12 protein-coding genes and 1 tRNA gene are annotated in these 15,539 nt (G+C 73.4%); 4 read left to right on the top strand and 9 right to left on the bottom strand.

Annotated features, from left to right (window positions below; all coding sequences use genetic code 11):
• Positions 1 to 43: 43 nt before the first annotated feature.
• Positions 44 to 715, bottom strand: coding sequence for a response regulator (locus tag ABZ861_RS03735; protein WP_361623071.1), 672 nt, complete (start codon positions 713 to 715; stop codon positions 44 to 46).
• A gap of 106 nt (positions 716 to 821) precedes the next feature.
• On the opposite strand from ABZ861_RS03735, the gene ABZ861_RS03730 reads away from it, so the two are divergent.
• A tRNA-Leu gene (locus tag ABZ861_RS03730) sits at positions 822 to 896 on the top strand.
• 155 nt (positions 897 to 1,051) lie between these two features.
• Here the strand turns inward: ABZ861_RS03730 and pyk are convergent.
• Positions 1,052 to 2,488, bottom strand: coding sequence for a pyruvate kinase (gene pyk, locus ABZ861_RS03725; RefSeq protein WP_361623068.1), 1,437 nt, complete (start codon positions 2,486 to 2,488; stop codon positions 1,052 to 1,054).
• Positions 2,489 to 2,750: 262 nt separating this feature from the next.
• Positions 2,751 to 3,485, bottom strand: coding sequence for an SIMPL domain-containing protein (locus ABZ861_RS03720; protein WP_361623065.1), 735 nt, complete (start codon positions 3,483 to 3,485; stop codon positions 2,751 to 2,753).
• Between the two features lie 149 nt (positions 3,486 to 3,634).
• On the opposite strand from ABZ861_RS03720, the gene ABZ861_RS03715 reads away from it, so the two are divergent.
• Positions 3,635 to 5,452, top strand: a complete 1,818-nt coding sequence (locus ABZ861_RS03715) for a 5'-nucleotidase C-terminal domain-containing protein (RefSeq protein WP_361623062.1) — start codon at positions 3,635 to 3,637, stop codon at positions 5,450 to 5,452.
• 36 nt (positions 5,453 to 5,488) lie between these two features.
• Here the strand turns inward: ABZ861_RS03715 and ABZ861_RS03710 are convergent, their stop codons facing one another.
• From ABZ861_RS03710 to ABZ861_RS03685, 6 genes are all read right to left on the bottom strand, one after another.
• Positions 5,489 to 6,931 carry a SidA/IucD/PvdA family monooxygenase gene (locus tag ABZ861_RS03710; protein WP_361623059.1) on the bottom strand — a complete coding sequence of 481 codons (1,443 nt, stop codon included), beginning with the start codon at positions 6,929 to 6,931 and terminating at the stop codon, positions 5,489 to 5,491.
• Positions 6,928 to 8,346: a pyridoxal-dependent decarboxylase gene (locus ABZ861_RS03705; protein ID WP_361623056.1), complete on the bottom strand. Its 1,419-nt coding sequence runs from the start codon at positions 8,344 to 8,346 to the stop codon at positions 6,928 to 6,930. Before ABZ861_RS03705 ends, ABZ861_RS03710 begins: the two co-directional genes overlap by 4 nt.
• A 552-nt stretch (positions 8,347 to 8,898) precedes the next feature.
• On the bottom strand, positions 8,899 to 9,732 hold the full coding sequence (locus ABZ861_RS03700; RefSeq protein WP_361623053.1) for an NAD(P)H-binding protein: 834 nt from the start codon (positions 9,730 to 9,732) through the stop codon (positions 8,899 to 8,901).
• Between the two features lie 415 nt (positions 9,733 to 10,147).
• A complete protein-coding gene (gene pepN, locus ABZ861_RS03695; RefSeq protein ID WP_361623050.1) occupies positions 10,148 to 12,766 on the bottom strand; it encodes an aminopeptidase N in 2,619 nt (872 codons plus the stop codon).
• A 185-nt stretch (positions 12,767 to 12,951) separates the two neighbouring features.
• The gene (locus ABZ861_RS03690) at positions 12,952 to 13,317 is read right to left on the bottom strand and encodes a chorismate mutase (RefSeq protein ID WP_361623047.1); all 366 of its coding nucleotides are present in this window, start codon (positions 13,315 to 13,317) and stop codon (positions 12,952 to 12,954) included.
• A gap of 254 nt (positions 13,318 to 13,571) precedes the next feature.
• Entirely contained in the window at positions 13,572 to 13,745 is a 174-nt protein-coding gene (locus ABZ861_RS03685; RefSeq protein ID WP_361623625.1) for a CsbD family protein, read from the bottom strand.
• 315 nt (positions 13,746 to 14,060) lie between these two features.
• On the opposite strand from ABZ861_RS03685, the gene ABZ861_RS03680 reads away from it, so the two are divergent.
• Together ABZ861_RS03680 and ABZ861_RS03675 are read left to right on the top strand one after the other, a co-directional pair.
• Positions 14,061 to 14,231, top strand: a complete 171-nt coding sequence (locus ABZ861_RS03680) for a hydrophobic protein (RefSeq protein WP_361623044.1) — start codon at positions 14,061 to 14,063, stop codon at positions 14,229 to 14,231.
• A gap of 211 nt (positions 14,232 to 14,442) precedes the next feature.
• Positions 14,443 to 15,345, top strand: a complete 903-nt coding sequence (locus tag ABZ861_RS03675) for a hypothetical protein (protein ID WP_361623041.1) — start codon at positions 14,443 to 14,445, stop codon at positions 15,343 to 15,345.
• Positions 15,346 to 15,539 lie beyond the last annotated feature (194 nt).

Here is a 15,539-nt window from a genome sequence, read left to right as displayed (position 1 = left end):
TCGAAGCCGCGCCGCGCGCCGCTCGGGCGCACGGCGGGGCCGGTCAGTCCTGGTCGGACGGCCGGCCCTTGGCCGCCTTCTTCTCGTCGCTGTCCAGGATGACCGCCTCCGCCACCTGCTGCATCGACATCCGGCGGTCCATCGAGGTCTTCTGGATCCAGCGGAAGGCCGCCGGCTCGGTCAGCCCGTACTCCGTCTGGAGGATGGACTTCGCGCGGTCCACCAGCTTGCGGGTCTCCAGCCGCTGCGAGAGGTCGGCGACCTCCTTCTCCAGCTCCTTCAGCTCGGTGAACCGCGAGACGGCCATCTCGATCGCCGGCACCACGTCGCTCTTGCTGAACGGCTTCACCAGATACGCCATCGCGCCCGCGTCCCGCGCCCGGTCCACCAGGTCGCGCTGCGAGAACGCGGTCAGCATCAGCACCGGCGCGATGCGCTCCCCCGCGATCTTCTCGGCCGCCGAGATGCCGTCCAGCTTCGGCATCTTCACATCGAGGATGACCAGGTCGGGGCGGTGCTCACGGGCCAGCTCCACCGCCCGCTCGCCGTCGCCGGCCTCGCCGACGACGGAGTAGCCCTCCTCCTCCAGCATCTCCTTGAGGTCCAGCCGGATCAGCGCCTCGTCCTCGGCGATGACGACGCGGGTCGTCAGCGGGGGCACGTGCGACTTGTCGTCGTCGGACACGTCTACGGGCTGGGGCGACTCGGCGGTCACGGGGGCGCTCCTCGTTCCGGGGCGGGGCAGATGCTGCTCCCAAGAGCCTACCTAGCTGCGGTAAGGTGGTCGGGCAGCGGGTCGATGAGCACCTTCGATTCGTCGGGCCCCGGTAGCCCAATTGGCAGCAGGCAATGGATTCAAAACCCATACAGTGTCGGTTCGAGTCCGACCCGGGGCACTTTTCCTTGGATTCCAAGGTCGCACTCTGACAGCGGATGTCCACGCTCACGCGGACATCCGCTTTTCGCTGCCCGGCCGCCGTCTTCTCGCCGGCCGCCCGCCGTCGCGTACGCGTGCGGGCCGTCGTCGCGCACGCCCGGCGGCCCGGGGCGGCTACCGGGCGCCGTCGTCCTCGCCGATGCGGTGGACGCGGACCAGGTTGGTGAAGCCGGGCGCGCCCGGCGGCGAGCCGGCCGTGATCACGACCACGTCGCCCTTCTCGCAGCGGCCGTACGCCGTCAGCAGTTCGTCGACCTGGTCGACCATCGCATCCGTGGAGTCCACGCGCGGGCCGAGGAAGGTCTCGACGCCCCAAGTGGCGCTGAGCTGGGAGCGGGTGGCCGGTTCGGGGGTGAAGGCGAGCAGCGGGATGGGCGAGCGGGAGCGGGAGAGGCGGCGGGCGGTGTCACCCGAGTGAGTGAAGGCGACCAGGAACTTCGCGCCGAGGAAGTCGCCCATCTCCGCCGCCGCGCGGGCCACCGCGCCGCTCTGGGTCCGGGGCTTGTCGCGGTCGGTCAGCGGCGGCAGCCCCTTGGCGGGCAGGTCCTCCTCCGCGGCGGCGATGATCTTCGCCATGGTGCGGACGGTGGCGACGGGGTGCCGGCCGACGCTCGTCTCGCCGGAGAGCGTCACCGCGTCCGCGCCGTCGATGACGGCGTTGGCCACGTCGCTCGCCTCCGCCCGGGTCGGCCGGGCGTTCTCGATCATGGAGTCGAGCATCTGGGTGGCCACGATCACCGGCTTGGCGTTGCGGCGGGCCAGTTTGATCGCACGCTTCTGGACGAGGGGGACCTGCTCCAGCGGCATCTCGACGCCGAGGTCGCCGCGGGCGACCATGATGCCGTCGAAGGCGGCGACGATGTCGTCGAGCGCCTCCACCGCCTGGGGTTTCTCGATCTTGGCGATGACCGGGAGGCGGCGCCCCTCGTCGTCCATGATGCGGTGCACGTCGCGCACGTCCCGGCCGCTGCGGACGAAGGAGAGGGCGACGACGTCGCAGCCGGTGCGCAGCGCCCAGCGCAGGTCGTCCTCGTCCTTCTTGGCCAGCGCGGGGACGGAGAGGGCGATGCCGGGCAGGTTGAGGCCCTTGTGGTCGGAGACCATGCCGCCTTCGAGCACTTCGGTGCGGACGCGGGGGCCGTCCACGGCCGTCACCTTGAGCGTCACCCGGCCGTCGTCGACCAGGATGCGCTCGCCGGGCGTGACGTCCTCGGCGAGTCCGGCGTAGGTGGTGCCGCAGGTGTGACGGTCGCCTTCGACGCCGTCCTCGACGGTGACGGTGAAGACGTCGCCGCGTTCGAGGAGCACCGGGCCCTCGCGGAAGCGGCCGAGGCGGATCGTCGGGCCCTGGAGGTCCGCGAGCACGCCGACGCTGCGGCCGCTCTCGTCGGCGGCCTTGCGCACGTGGCCGTAGCGCTCCTCGTGCTCGGCGTGGCCGCCGTGGCTGAGGTTGAGGCGGGCGACGTCCATTCCCGCGTCGACCAGTGCCTTGATCTGGTCGTACGTGTCGGCGGCGGGCCCCAGAGTGCAGACGATCTTTGCTCGGCGCATGAGCCGAGCCTAGGCCCTACCAGCCGGTAAGGACGGGGTGTGACATGGCCGCCCAACGCCAGCCGGGTGACGGGTCGTTGACCGGTGTTGACGTGGGCGGGGCGGCGCTCTTGTGAGCGTTGGGCGCGTGCGGGGGACGGCCGGCGCGCGTTCGCGGGGCGTTCGCGGCGCCGTCCCCACGCGTTCACGAGGAGTGCCGTCCCCGCGCGTTCACGAGCGGCGCCGCTCCGATGCGTTCACGAGCGGCGCCGTCCTCCCGCGTTCACAGAACAGGCGAGTGCATGGTGAAGCGCGCGTTGAGCCGCGCGTACACGTGCTGCCGCTGGGGTTCGAGGTCGAGGGGGGCGGGCTCGTCGTCCGGCGCGGGCGCTCCGTAGCCGGCCAGGGAGCGGGTGCGGCCGCCGGGTGCCGGGAAGGGCGCGGGGCCGTCCGCGCCGAGGTCGGCGATGTCCACGAGCGAGGCGAGGGTCGTGTCCAGCGCCTCCGCGTACTCCCTGGCGCGCTGGACGGCTTCCCGTACGGCCTGCTGGCGGGCACGGCGGTGGGCGGGCGAGTCGGGGCGCAGCGCCCACCAGGGGCCGTCCACCTGGGTGAGGTCCAAGTCGGCCAGTCGGGTGGTGAGTTCACCGAGCGCGGTGAAGTCGTTGAGTTCGGCGGTGAGGTGGACGGCGCCGTGGTAGGTGCGGACGCGTTCGCCGCGGCCGTGCCGGGTGAGTTCGGGGGTGATGGACAAGGCGCCGGTCTCCAGGCGTTCGACCGCGTCGCCGTAGGACCTGACCAGGTCGAGGACGTCGGCGTTGCGCCGGGTGAGGTCGTCGAGGGCGGAACGGCGGTCTCTGCCGCGGGCGGCGACGGTGATGCCGAGGCGGGCTATCTCGGGGTCGACTTCCAGGTGGGCTTCGCCCTGGACGGCGACGCGCGGCGCGTCGGAGGCGCCGTGGGAGGCGGCGGGGCTCGCGTCCCGGGCCGGGTCGGGGTGCAGCGGGTCGGAGTTCATGCGTCCACTGTGTCACCGCGCCCCGTGCACCGGCGCCGGTCACCGGATCGCAACCCGGGGGGACTGGTGCGCTTTGCCGTGCTCCGGTCAGAATCTACGCGCGTCCGCAGCCGTGCGCGTCGCCGACCCGTTCACTAGGAGAACCAGAGATGGCGTTCGACCGCCGTAAGTTCCTGAAGGATTCGGCCGTGACCGGAGCGGGGGTGGCGCTGGCGGGCACGGCGGCGGCTCCGGCGGCCGAGGCCGCGACCGGGGCCGTCCCGGCGCACCGTCCGGGCAAGCCCCACAAGAGGTACGCGCTGACCGTGATGGGCACCACCGACCTGCACGGACACGTCTTCAACTGGGACTACTTCAAGAACGCGGAGTACGCCGACGCGGCGGGCAACGCGCAGGGCCTGGCGCGGATCTCGACGCTGGTCGACCAGGTCCGCGCGGAGAAGGGCCGGTGCAACACGCTGCTGCTGGACGCGGGCGACACGATCCAGGGCACCCCGCTGGCGTACTACTACGCGAGGGTGGACCCGATCACCGCCAAGGGCGGCCCGGTGCATCCGATGGCGCGGGCGATGAACGCGATCGGATACGAGGCGGCGGCGCTGGGCAACCACGAGTTCAACTACGGCATCGAGACTCTGCGCAAGTTCGAACAGCAGTGCCGCTTCCCGCTGCTCGGGGCGAACGCGCTGGACGCGAAGACGCAACGGCCCGCGTTCGCGCCGTACTTCTTCAAGAAGTTCCACGTGCCCGGCGCCCCGCCGGTGAAGGTGGCCGTGCTCGGGCTGACGAACCCGGGCATCGCCATCTGGGACAAGGCGTACGTGCAGGGGAAGTTGACCTTCCCGGGGCTGGAGGAGCAGGCGGCGAAGTGGGTGCCGAAGCTGCGTTCGATGGGCGCCGACGTGGTCCTGGTCTCGGCGCACTCGGGCGCCTCGGGCACCTCGTCCTACGGCGACCAGGTGCCCTACGTCGAGAACGCGGCCGCCAACGTGGCCCGTCAGGTGCCCGGCATCGACGCGATCCTGGTGGGCCACGCGCACGTGGAGATCCCGGAGATGAAGGTCGTCAACGACGCGACCGGCAAGACGGTGGTGCTCTCCGAACCGCTGTGCTACGCCGAGCGGCTGACCCTGTTCGACGTCGAGCTGGTGTTCGCCGAGGGGCGTTGGCAGGTGGAGTCGGTGTCCGCCTCGCTGCGCGACTCCCGCACGGTGCCGGACGACCCGCGGATCACCCGGCTGCTGAAGGACGAGCACGCCAAGGTCGTGGCCTACGTCAACCAGGTCGTCGGCCGGGCGACCGAGACCCTGACGACGGCCGAGGCGCGGTACAAGGACGCGCCGATCATCGACCTCATCACCAAGGTGCAGGAGGACGTGGTGAAGGCCGCGCTGGCGGGCACCGCGTACGCCTCGCTGCCGGTGATCGCGCAGGCGTCCCCGTTCTCCCGCACCTCCGAGATCCCCGCGGGCGACGTGACGATCCGGGACCTGTCCAGCCTGTACGTATACGACAACACGCTGGTGGCGAAGCTGATGACGGGCGCCCAGGTGCGGGCGTACCTGGAGTACTCGGCGCAGTACTACGTGCAGACGGCGCCGGACGCCCCGGTCGACGTGGACAAGCTGACGAACGCGAACGACCGTCCCGACTACAACTACGACTACGTGTCGGGCCTGCGGTACGACATCGACGTCTCCCAGCCGGCCGGTTCGCGGATCAAGAACCTGACCTACCAGGGCGCGGCGCTGGACGACGCGCAGCAGTTCGTCCTCGCGGTGAACAACTACCGGGCCAACGGCGGCGGCGCGTTCCCCTACGTGGCGTCGGCGCAGGAGCTGTGGTCGGAGTCGACGGAGATCCGCACCCGGATCTCCGAGTGGGTCACGGCGAAGGGCGTGCTGGACCCGAAGGACTTCGCGTCGGTGGACTGGAGGCTGACGCGGGGCGGCACGCCGGTGTTCTAGGCCGTCTCTGACGGCGGCCCGAGAACCGCGGCGGCCTCAGACCCCGTCCCCCAGCGGCGTCAGACTCCTCGCCTGGCGCTGGGCCGGGGTCTGGGGCCGCTCCTGCGGGAGTCCGAAGGTGGTGAACGCGGTGCGGGCGGGCAGCGGGTAGGGCTCGGCGCCGGTCACGGCGTTCAGGATGGCCGCGCTGCGCCAGGCCGCGAGGCCCAGGTCGGGCGTGCCGACGCCGTGGGTGTGGATCTCGGCGTTCTGCACGTAGACATGGCAGCCGGCGGCGGCGACGGCGCGGTCGAGGACCAGGCGGTAGCGGTCGTCGACGCGAGGGCGCTCGCCGCTGTCGCGGTGCAGGTAGGGGTCGAGTCCGGCGAGCAGCGGCATCAGGGGGCGCCGCTCGTGTCCGGTGGCGAGGACGACGGCGTCGGTGGTCAGGCGGCTGCGGGCGCCCTGCTGGGTGTGTTCGAGGTGCAGTTCGACCTTGGTTCCGCCGACACGGCCGGCGGTGCGGACGCGGACCCCCGGCGTGAGGACGGCGTCGGGCCAGCCGCCGTGCAGCGTACGGCGGTACAGCTCGTCGTGGACGGCGGCGAGGGTGTCGGCGTCGACGGCCTTGTGGAGCTGCCACTGGGCGGGGACGAGCCGGTCGCGCACGGCTTCGGGCAGCGCGTGGAAGTAGCGGGTGTAGTCGGGGGTGAAGTGCTCCAGGCCGAGCTTGGAGTACTCCATCGGGGCGAACGCCTCGGTGCGGCCGATCCAGTGCAGTCCTTCGCGGCCGGCCGGGCGGCGGCGGAGCAGGTCGAGGAAGATCTCGGCGCCGGACTGCCCCGAGCCGACGACGGTGACGTGCCCGGCGGCGAGCAGGGCGTCGCGGTGGCCGAGGTAGTCGGCGGCGTGCACGACGGGGGCGCCGGCCGTGCCGAGCAGCGGTTTGAGCGGTGCCGGCACGTGCGGCTCGGTGCCCAGGCCCAGGACGACGTTGCGGGTGTAGGTGCGGCCGAGGGCCTCGGCTTCGCCGTCGGCGTCGAGCTGGGTGACGTCGACTTCGAACACCCGGTGCTGCGGGTTCCAGCGGACGGCGTCCACCTGGCGGCCGAAGTGCAGCGAGGGCAGGTGGTCGCAGACCCAGCGGCAGTAGGCGTCGTACTCGGAGCGCCGGATGTGCAGGCGCTCGGCGAAGTAGAAGGGGAACAGGCGGTCGCGGGCCCGGAGATGGTTGAGGAAGGTCCAGGGGCTGGCCGGGTCGACGAGGGTGACCAGGTCGGCGAGGAAGGGGACCTGGACGCGGGCGTCGTCGAGGAGCAGGCCGGGGTGCCAGCGGAAGCCGGGGCGCTGGTCGTAGAAGGCGGTGTCGAGGCCGGTGAGGGGCTGGGCTAGGGCGGCGAGCGAGAGGTTGAACGGGCCGATGCCGACGCCGACCAGGTCACGGGGCGCCTCCGGGGTGTGGCGTGGGGGGTGGGCGGCGGTCGCCGGGGGGTGGCTCATGCGGAGGTGCTTCCTTCCACCAGTTGCAGCAGGGCGGCCAGGTCTTCGGGCCGGGTGTCGGGGTTGAGCAGGGTGGCCTTCAGCCAGAGCCGGTCGTCGGGGCGGGCGCGGCCGAGGACGGCGCGGCCCTGGTCGAGCAGGCGGCGGCGGACGGCGGCGACGGCGGCGTCTGAGGCATGGGCGGGCCGGAAGAGGACCGTGCTGATGGCGGGCGGGGCGTACAGCTCGAAGCCGGGGTGCCTCCGGACGAGGGCGGCGAACTCGTGGGCGCGGGCGCAGACCGTGTCGACGAGAGCGCCGAGGCCGGTGCGGCCGAGCGTCTTGAGGGTGACGGCGATCTTGAGCACGTCGGGCCGCCGGGTGGTGCGCAGGGAGCGGCCGAGCAGGTCGGGGATGCCCGCTTCGGTGTCGTCGCCCGCGTTCAGATAGTGGGCGTGCTGGTGCAGGACGTCCAGGTCGCCGGGGTCGTGGACGGCGAGGAGTCCGGCGGCGACCGGCTGCCAGCCGAGTTTGTGCAGGTCGAGGGTGACGCTGTCGGCGGCGTCGAGACCGGCGAGCTTGTCCCGGTGGCGGTCGCTGAACAGCAGCGGGCCGCCGTGGGCCGCGTCGACGTGCAGGCGGGCGCCGTGCTCGGCGCACAGGGCCGCGATCTCGGGCAGCGGATCGATCAGCCCGGCGTCGGTGGTGCCGGCGGTGGCGGCGACGACCAGCGGGCCGCGGGCGCCGCCGGGGCCGGGAAGGTCGGTGCGCTCAGTGCGTCCGGTGAGTCCGGTGAGGGCGTCGCGCAGGGCGGCGGGGTCCAGGACGCCGGAGGGGGCGGGGACGGTGACGGGTTCGGGCAGGCCGAGCAGCCAGGCGGCGCGGGGCAGGGAGTGGTGGGCGTTGGCGCCGCACACCAGGCGGGCGGCGCCGGCGCGGCTCTCTCGGGCGAGCAGCAGGGCCAGGTGGTTGGACTCGGTGCCGCCGGTGGTGACGACGGCGTCGGCGAGACCGGTCGCGCGGGCCAGCGCGCCGGTGACCATGGCTTCGAGCACGGAGGCTGCCGGGGCCTGGTCCCAGGAGTCCAGGGAGGGGTTGAGCGCGCTGACGGCGAGGTCGGCGGCGGTGGCGACGGCGAGCGGCGGGCAGTGCAGATGGGCGGCGCACAGCGGGTCGGCGGGGTCGGCGGCGCCCTCGGCGAGCGCGTGCACGAGGACGCGCAGGGCGTCGGGGTCGCCGTGGTCGGGCAGCACGTCCCCGGCGGCGGCGCGCATCCGGGCGGCCACGGCCTCGGGGCCGCCCGCGGGCAGCGGCCCGCCGCGGGCGCGCCGCCCGCCGTCGAGGGCGTCGAGCACGGTGTGCAGCAGAGGTCGCAGCGCGCGGGAGCCGTCCGGGCCGGAGGCGAGGCGGGCGTCCGGCGGGGGCGCGGTACTCATGGCTGTCCTCCGGGCGCGGGGCGAGGGAGTGCCGGGGCGCGCGCCGGGGATCCGACGCACCCGAATAGCCCAACGAGCGGAACCCGAACGGGGGTACTGCCGTGACGGAAAATCCTGCCGGGGGCGGGCGCGGGCGCGGGGGCGGATACGGGGGCGGGCGCGGGGCGGTCGTGCTCCTGCGCGACACGTCCGGCGCGGGCACGTCCGGCCGGGCGCGGGGGCGACGGCGGGCACGGGGCGGAGGCGAGCGCGGGTACGGGCACGGAGGCGGGCACGGGCCCGGGGAGCGGTTCCTGCTGCGGCTCGGTTTCACGCTGGAGGACGCCTCGGCCCCGGCCGACGCGGTCGGCAACCGGCGGCCGGGACCTGACGAACGCCCGTTTCGCCGGGCCGAGTTGCGGCTTGGCGGCCCGCGACGCTGAGGGCGCGTGGCAGCGGGGGCGCTCCGCCGAGGACCGGCGGGGCGCCCCCGCTGTGCTGAGCGCGGCGGGGGCGCTCCGGCGTGGTGGTCCGGGAGCAGCGGTTCGGGCGGAGTGCTTCAGAAGCGGAGGTTCAGGACCGGAAGTCGGCCGCGTGGTCCTCGGCCCAGCGGTCGAAGGTGCGGGCCGGGACGCCGGTGACCTTCTCCACGGTGTCGGTGATCTCGGGCTCGGCGCCGATCATGGCCTCGAAGGTCTTCAGCAGGCCCTGCAAGAGGTGCGGGGGCACATACGGGAAGAGTTCGGGCCCCGCCTGTTCGACCGGCACCTCGGTGAAGTCCAGGTCACGGCCGAGGGCCCGGCCGATCGCTGCGACCTGCTCGGCGTTGCTGACGGCCCGGGGGCCGCTGAGGCGGTGGACGGCGCCCTCGTGGCCGTCGTCGAGCAGGGCGCGCTCGGCGACCGCGGCGATGTCGTCCTCGTGGATGGGCGCGCTGCGGGCGTCGGCGAAGACGCCGCGGACGGTGTCGCCGGCGCGGACCTGCGGAACCCACTGGAGGGCGTTGACGGCGAAGGCCCCCGGCCGCAGGAAGGTCCAGGCGAGACCGCTGTCGCGGATCTGCTGTTCGGCGGTGGCGTGCATGACGTAGATCGGGTGGGACTCGTCGGCGCCCTCCTGCACGATCGCGGAGGAGAGCAGGACGACGTGCCGCACGCCGGCGCCGCGGGCCGCCGCGAGCAGGGCGGCCAAGTGCTCGCCGCCCGCCTGAACGTAGAGGAAGAGCTTGTCCACCCCGGTGAACAGGGCGGCCGGGTCGTCCAGGTCGAAGCGGACCGTCTCGGCGCCGTCGGGCAGCGCGGCCCGCTCGGGGTCGCGGGTCAGGGCGCGCACGGGGCGGCCGTCGGCGGCGAGGCGTTCGACGAGGGCGCGTCCGACGTTGCCGGTCGCGCCGGTCACTGCGATCACGGTGGTCCTCCGTGGGTCGGGCTGTACGTCCATGGGCGGTTCCGAGCCTAGGCCCTTCCCTCGGCCACGAGCCCGTTTCCGTCGTGCCCCGCCCGTCCCCCTCGCGTGCCGCCCGTCTCCCGGCGCCCCGCCTGCGCTCCCGCCCGCCCGCCCCCGGTGCGTTGCCCGCGCTGTCGCGGCGCCGGGCCCTGACTCGGGTACGACGGCTATAGAGCCCAAGGGCCCGGCGAGGGCCACCGAGGCCCGGCGAGGGCCCAAGGGCCGGTGAGCCGAGGCGCGCACCGCGCCGAGGCGGGTGCCACGCCCGGCGCCGTGACGGCCGGGCATGGTGGGCCGCCGGGCGCGGTGTGCCGCCGGGCGCGGTGTGCGGCCGGGCGTGGCGAGCGGCCGGGCATGGCGAGCAGCCCGGGGCGGCCTACCGCCCCTCCGCGTGCTGCTCCTGCCCGTCGCGCACGTCGTCGGCGCCCCGCGCCTCGTCGCCCCGCTCGTCGGCGCCCCGCGTGTCGTCGCCGTCCTGGGCGTCACATCGTGTCGCGGCCTGGCGGACGCGCAGCGCCCGTGCCAGGTCGTCGAGTTGGTCGACGAGCGTGCGGCGCAGGGCGGGGACGGGGCCGCCCTCGCGCAGGCACGCCTCGCCGAGGCGGAGGTGAGCGTCGTCGACGGCGTGGGCGGGGAAGGCCCACTGGCCGGCGGCGCGGGCGATGGCCGGGCCGCGTCGGGCCGCGACGGAGACCGCGTCCGTGTAGAAGCGGGGCACGTAGTCCCTTACCAGGGCGGCCTGTTCGGGCTGCCAGAAGCCCTGGGCGGTGGCAGTGAAGAGGTAGTTGGACAGGTCGGCGTCCTCGTCGGCGCCGAACATCGCCTGCCAGGCAGCCTGTTTGGCCTCGGGGTCGGGCAGGGCGGCGCGGCAGCGGGCGGCGCCCTCCTGTCCGGCGGCGGACGGGTCGCGGCGCAGTTCGGCGGCGATGGCGGCCTCGTCGGCGGCGCCGAGGACGGCGAGCCGGGCGAGGACGCGCCAGCGCAGCTCGGGGTCGAGTTCGGGACCGCCGGGGACGGTGCCGTCGGCGAGCCAGGCGGCGAGGGCGTCGGGCTGGGCGGCGACGTCGACGGCCTTGCGCACGGCGATCAGCCGCAGGCCGGGGTTGTCGCCGTCCTCGGTGCGCCGGATGAGGTCGCGGCACAGGGAGGCGAGGGTCGCCAGGGCGGCCGGCCGTTCCTCGGCGGTGAGGTAGCGGTCGGCGACGTGCCGGTGGGCGAAGGCGAGGACGGCCTCGGCCAGGGCGAGGTCGGTCTCGCGCGGCAGGTGCGCGCGGGCGGTCTCCAGATAGGCGGCCGCGGGCAGGTCGCCGTCGCGGACGGCGTCGCGCAGGGCGTTCCAGACCACGGCGCGGGTCAGCGGGTCGGGCAGGCCGGACAGGCCCTGGCGGACGGCCTGGAAGGACTCGGGGTCGAAGCGGACCTTGGCGTAGGTCAGGTCGCCGTCGTTGAGGAGGAGCAGCGCGGGGCGCCTGCCGAGGGGGTGGGGCGCGGTCTGCGGGACGTCGAGGCCGGGGCGTCCGCGCAGCATGAGGCGCCCCTCGTCGGTGAGGTCCTGGTCGTACAGGCCGACGGCGACGCGGTGCGGGCGGCTGCCGTGGTGGTCGACGGTGAGGGCGCAGCCCCCGTCGGCGCCGGAGTCGAGCCGCGGGGTGAGGGTGTCCACGCCGGTGGTGCGCAGCCACGCCTCGGCCCACGCGTGGACGTCGCGGTCGGTGGCGGAGGCGAGGGAGTCGACGAAGTCGGCGAGGGAGGCGTTGCCGAACCGGTGGCGCCGGAAGTGGGTGTTGATGCCGGCCAGGAAGTCCTTCTCGCCGAGCCAGGCGACCAGTTGGCGCAGGGCGGAGGCGCCCTTGGCGTAGGAGATGCCGTCGAAGTTGAGCAGGGCGGAGGCGGTGTCGTCGACGGCCTCGGGGGCGACCGGGTGGGTGGAGGGGCGCTGGTCGGCGTCGGAGCCCCAGGACTTGCGGGAGACGCCGAACTGGGTCCAGGTGTCGGTGAAGCGGGTGGCCTCGGCGGTGGTCTGGAAGCCCATGTACTCGGCGAAGGACTCGTTCAGCCAGATGTCGTCCCACCAGGTGAGGGTGACGAGGTCGCCGAACCACATGTGGGCCATCTCGTGCGCGATGACCATGGCGCGGGTCTGGCGCTCGGTGTCGGTGACGGCGGAGCGGTAGACGAACTCGTCGCGGAAGGTGACCAGTCCGGGGTTCTCCATGGCGCCGGCGTTGAACTCGGGGACGAACGCCTGGTCGTAGGAGTCGAAGGGGTAGGGCTCGTCGAACTTCTCGTGGTAGCGGTCGAAGCAGGCGCGGGTGACGTCGAGGATCTCGTCGGCGTCGGCGTCGAGGTACGGGGCGAGGGAGCGGCGGCAGTGCAGGCCGAAGGGCAGGCCGCGGTGCTCGGTGCGCACCGAGTGCCAGGGGCCTGCGGCGACGGCGACGAGGTAGGTGGACAGCGGCGGGGTGGCGGCTGCCTTCCAGACGCCGTCGCCGGTGTGCTCGGCGACGCCGTTGGCGAGGACGGTCCAGTCCTCGGGGGCCTTGACGGTGAGGTCGAAGACGGCCTTGAGGTCAGGCTGGTCGAAGGCGGCGAAGACGCGCTGGACGTCGTCCAGGAAGAGCTGGGTGTAGACGTAGGTCTCGCCGTCGGCGGGGTCGGTGAAGCGGTGCATGCCCTCGCCGGTGCGGGAGTAGCGCATCCGCGCGTCGACGCGCAGCTCGTGCTCGCCGGGGGCGAGGCCCTTCAGGTGCAGCCGGCTGCCGGTGAGGGCGGCGGGATCGAGGGATTGTCCGTCGAGGGCGGCGGAACGCAGTGCTGCGGGCTTCAGCTCCACGAACGTGTCCGTGCCGTCCTGGCCGGCGCGCACGGTGAACCGGATCACGGTCAGGGAGTCGAAGACGTCCTCCCCGACGGTCAGGTCGAGGTCGACGGCGTAGTGCTGGACGTCGAGGAGCTGGGCACGGGTCTGCGCTTCGTCGCGCGTGAGAACGGACATGGACGCCATGCTGCCTGATGGCCGGCGCGCGGCACGAGGGGGTGGCCGGAGCGGACGCCCGGCCGTGTCGGGAGCACCGCGCCGGCGCCGCGCCGGGGGCGGTCGGCGCCGGCGCGCTGCGGCCGGTCCGAACGGCCGGTTTCCCCGCCCGCCCGCGCTCCGTACGGGTCAGCGCTCCGTACGGGTCAGCGCGCCCGCCGGTCGGCCGGGGCGTCGGCCGGGTCGGCGTCGGCGGAGTCCTCGGCGATGCGTTCGTGGTGGCGGATGACCTCGGCGATGATGAAGTTCAGGAACTTCTCGGCGAACGCCGGGTCGAGTTTGGCGTCCTCGGCCAGGGCGCGCAGCCGGGCGATCTGGCGGCCCTCGCGGGCCGGGTCGGCGGGCGGCAGGTGGTGGGCGGCCTTGAGATGGCCGACCTGCTGGGTCGCCTTGAACCGCTCGGCCAGCATGTGGACGACGGCCGCGTCGATGTTGTCGATGCTGTCGCGCAGCCGGGCGAGTTCCTCGCGGACGGCGGGGGCGACGCCGCCGTCGCCGGTGGTGGTGGTCATAGAAGTCAACCCTAGGCCCTGCCTGCGCGGCTACCCGTCGTCCGCCTGGGAGGCGCTGCCTCGCGGCGGCAGAACTGTGACGCGTGCCCCAGGCCAAGTGCGCACGGGATCAAAGGAATTGAATCGTCGAACCGCTCACTTCAGACCCAGGTCTCACTCCCATCCCTGCACGCAGAGAACTCCACGCAAAGAAACGGCGTGCGGCGAGCCCCCCGGAAAAGGGGTCGCCGCACGCCGTGAACGCCCTGACGGCTTCAGTGCTGGCCGGCGTCCTTGATCTTCTCCTTGGCCTGACGGGCGTCGCCCTTGACCTGCTCGGCGCGGCCCTCGGCGGTCATCCGCTCGTTGCCCACCGTGCTGCCCGCGGCCTCCTTGACCTTGCCGGCAGCCTGCTCGGTCTTCGCCTTGGCCTTCTCGCTGGCGGTCATCTCGCTCACCGTCTTCCTGTGTCGACGTCGTCTGCTGGAAGATCGTGTGACCGCGTCCGGGATTCGCAAACCTTGTGCACCGGAACCGATTTGACTTTCCATTCCTCCGTACTCACCGTGCATAGGAAGCGGGAAAAGGGGGACTGACGCGCGATGCGGGCATGTCCGGGACGATGTCCATGCCCATGCCCATGCCCATGTCCATGTCCATGTCCATGTCCGGGACCGTGTTCCGGGACGCCGTGGAAGAAATCCGGTTCTCGTGTGTGTGCGGGGCGGGCGTAAGGGCAAGCGGTGGCCAGGAGGTTGATGACAATGGTTCCCCTGCTTCTGGTTCTTCTTCTGGCTCTGGTTCTCTTCGGCGCGGGTTTCGCGCTGAAGGCGCTCTGGTGGATCGCGGTGATCGTCCTGGTCGTGTGGCTGCTCGGCTTCGTCGTGCGGCCCGCGGGCAGCGGCGGCCGCAAGGGCCGCTGGTACCGCTGGTAGACGCGGCGCCACACCGGGTTCAGGCGGCGACGCCTCGTCAGGACAGCGCCCTCGAGGCGCGGTCCCTGGCGCCGCGCCTCGCCGCCTGAACCCGTTCTGCGGTCGACGACAGACGCCCTAGCCCATCCCCCCGTCCGCGCGGGAACCGGGAGTACGCCCCCGGCTGCGCCTACAGTGGGAGAGGGCCAGGGCGTCTTTTGGGGGTACGGGCGTGACGGACGGCGGACCGGTCGAGCGGGGTTACCCGCACCTGGAGACGGTGCGCGCGGCGATCACGGCGCTCTACCGGCGGCTGACGTGCGACACGGTGCAGACCTTCGGGGTGAGCGTGGCCCCCGTGGACGTGGCGTTCTGCGACACCGACGACCTGCACCTGGGAGCGCAGCGGGTGGCCCGGGAGATGGTCCGGCACTACGGGCTGCCGGACGCCCGTCTGATCGTCAGCTTCCGGGAGATGGCGCACGCGGCGAACGTGGAACTGACGGCGGGCCCCGAGTACTTCGTCGAGCTGAACGACCGCTTCCGCACCCACCGCAGGGACATCGGCGCGGCGCTGGCCCACGAAGTGATGCACGTGTACCTGCACCGGCTGGGCCTGTCCTTCCCCGGCACCCGCGACAACGAGGTCCTCACCGACACGGCGGCGACGTACCTGGGCGCCGGCTGGCTGCTTCTGGACGCCTTCCGGGAGCACGGCGAGGCCTCGCAGAAGCTGGGGTACCTCACGCCGGAGGAGTTCGGCTACGTGCTGGCCAAGCGGGCGCTGTTCTTCGGGGAGGACCCTTCGACGTGGTTCACCAGCCCGCAGGCGTACGAGGCGTACGCGCGGGGGCTGGCGCGGGCGCGCCGGGACGAGCAGCAGCCGCCGCTGACGGCGGCCGGGTGGGCGGGGCGCCGCCGCTACGCCCGCGACCGGCGCCAGGCGCAGGAGCGCGGGCCGGGGCAGCCGTCCGCCGGGCCGGAGGCGCCGTACTCCTTCACGGCGTCCGGGGGCGAGCCGCTGCGGGTGTCGTTCCCCTGCCCGACCTGCCACCAGCGGATCAGGGTGCCGGTGCGGGGCCGGGTGCGAGCCCGCTGCGCGCTGTGCCGGACGGTGCTGGAGTGCGACACCTAGGGCGTGTTGCGAAAGTCCCGTCTGCCCGGCGGGCGGACGACGCTACTTTCGCAACACGCCCTAGGGACCGGTCGCCCGGACGCCCCCAGGTTGCCTCCCGGCATGTGACGGCGCCTGCCCTGGTGTCCGGTCGGGGACGGGCGGGCAGGCGCCGGCGGTGTTCCGTACGCCGTTGTACGGGACGTCTTAGGGCC

Origin of the sequence: Streptomyces sp. NPDC046985, from assembly GCF_040644415.1 — a bacterium.
In the GTDB taxonomy this organism is placed as follows: domain Bacteria; phylum Actinomycetota; class Actinomycetes; order Streptomycetales; family Streptomycetaceae; genus Streptomyces.
Note: the sequence above shows the minus strand (reverse complement) of the source record. Positions and strands in the feature narration are given on the sequence as shown.

Bases quoted from the DNA above. Each gene is read 5' to 3' on its own strand.
- ABZ861_RS03705 (WP_361623056.1), bottom strand. From the start codon at position 8,346: ATGAGTACCGCGCCCCCGCCGGACGCCCGCCTCGCCTCCGGCCCGGAC.
- ABZ861_RS03680 (WP_361623044.1), top strand. From the start codon at position 14,061: ATGGTTCCCCTGCTTCTGGTTCTTCTTCTGGCTCTGGTTCTCTTCGGC.
- pyk (WP_361623068.1), bottom strand. From the start codon at position 2,488: ATGCGCCGAGCAAAGATCGTCTGCACTCTGGGGCCCGCCGCCGACACG.
- ABZ861_RS03690 (WP_361623047.1), bottom strand. From the start codon at position 13,317: ATGACCACCACCACCGGCGACGGCGGCGTCGCCCCCGCCGTCCGCGAG.
- ABZ861_RS03710 (WP_361623059.1), bottom strand. From the start codon at position 6,931: ATGAGCCACCCCCCGGCGACCGCCGCCCACCCCCCACGCCACACCCCG.
- pepN (WP_361623050.1), bottom strand. From the start codon at position 12,766: ATGTCCGTTCTCACGCGCGACGAAGCGCAGACCCGTGCCCAGCTCCTC.
- ABZ861_RS03715 (WP_361623062.1), top strand. From the start codon at position 3,635: ATGGCGTTCGACCGCCGTAAGTTCCTGAAGGATTCGGCCGTGACCGGA.
- ABZ861_RS03720 (WP_361623065.1), bottom strand. From the start codon at position 3,485: ATGAACTCCGACCCGCTGCACCCCGACCCGGCCCGGGACGCGAGCCCC.
- ABZ861_RS03685 (WP_361623625.1), bottom strand. From the start codon at position 13,745: ATGACCGCCAGCGAGAAGGCCAAGGCGAAGACCGAGCAGGCTGCCGGC.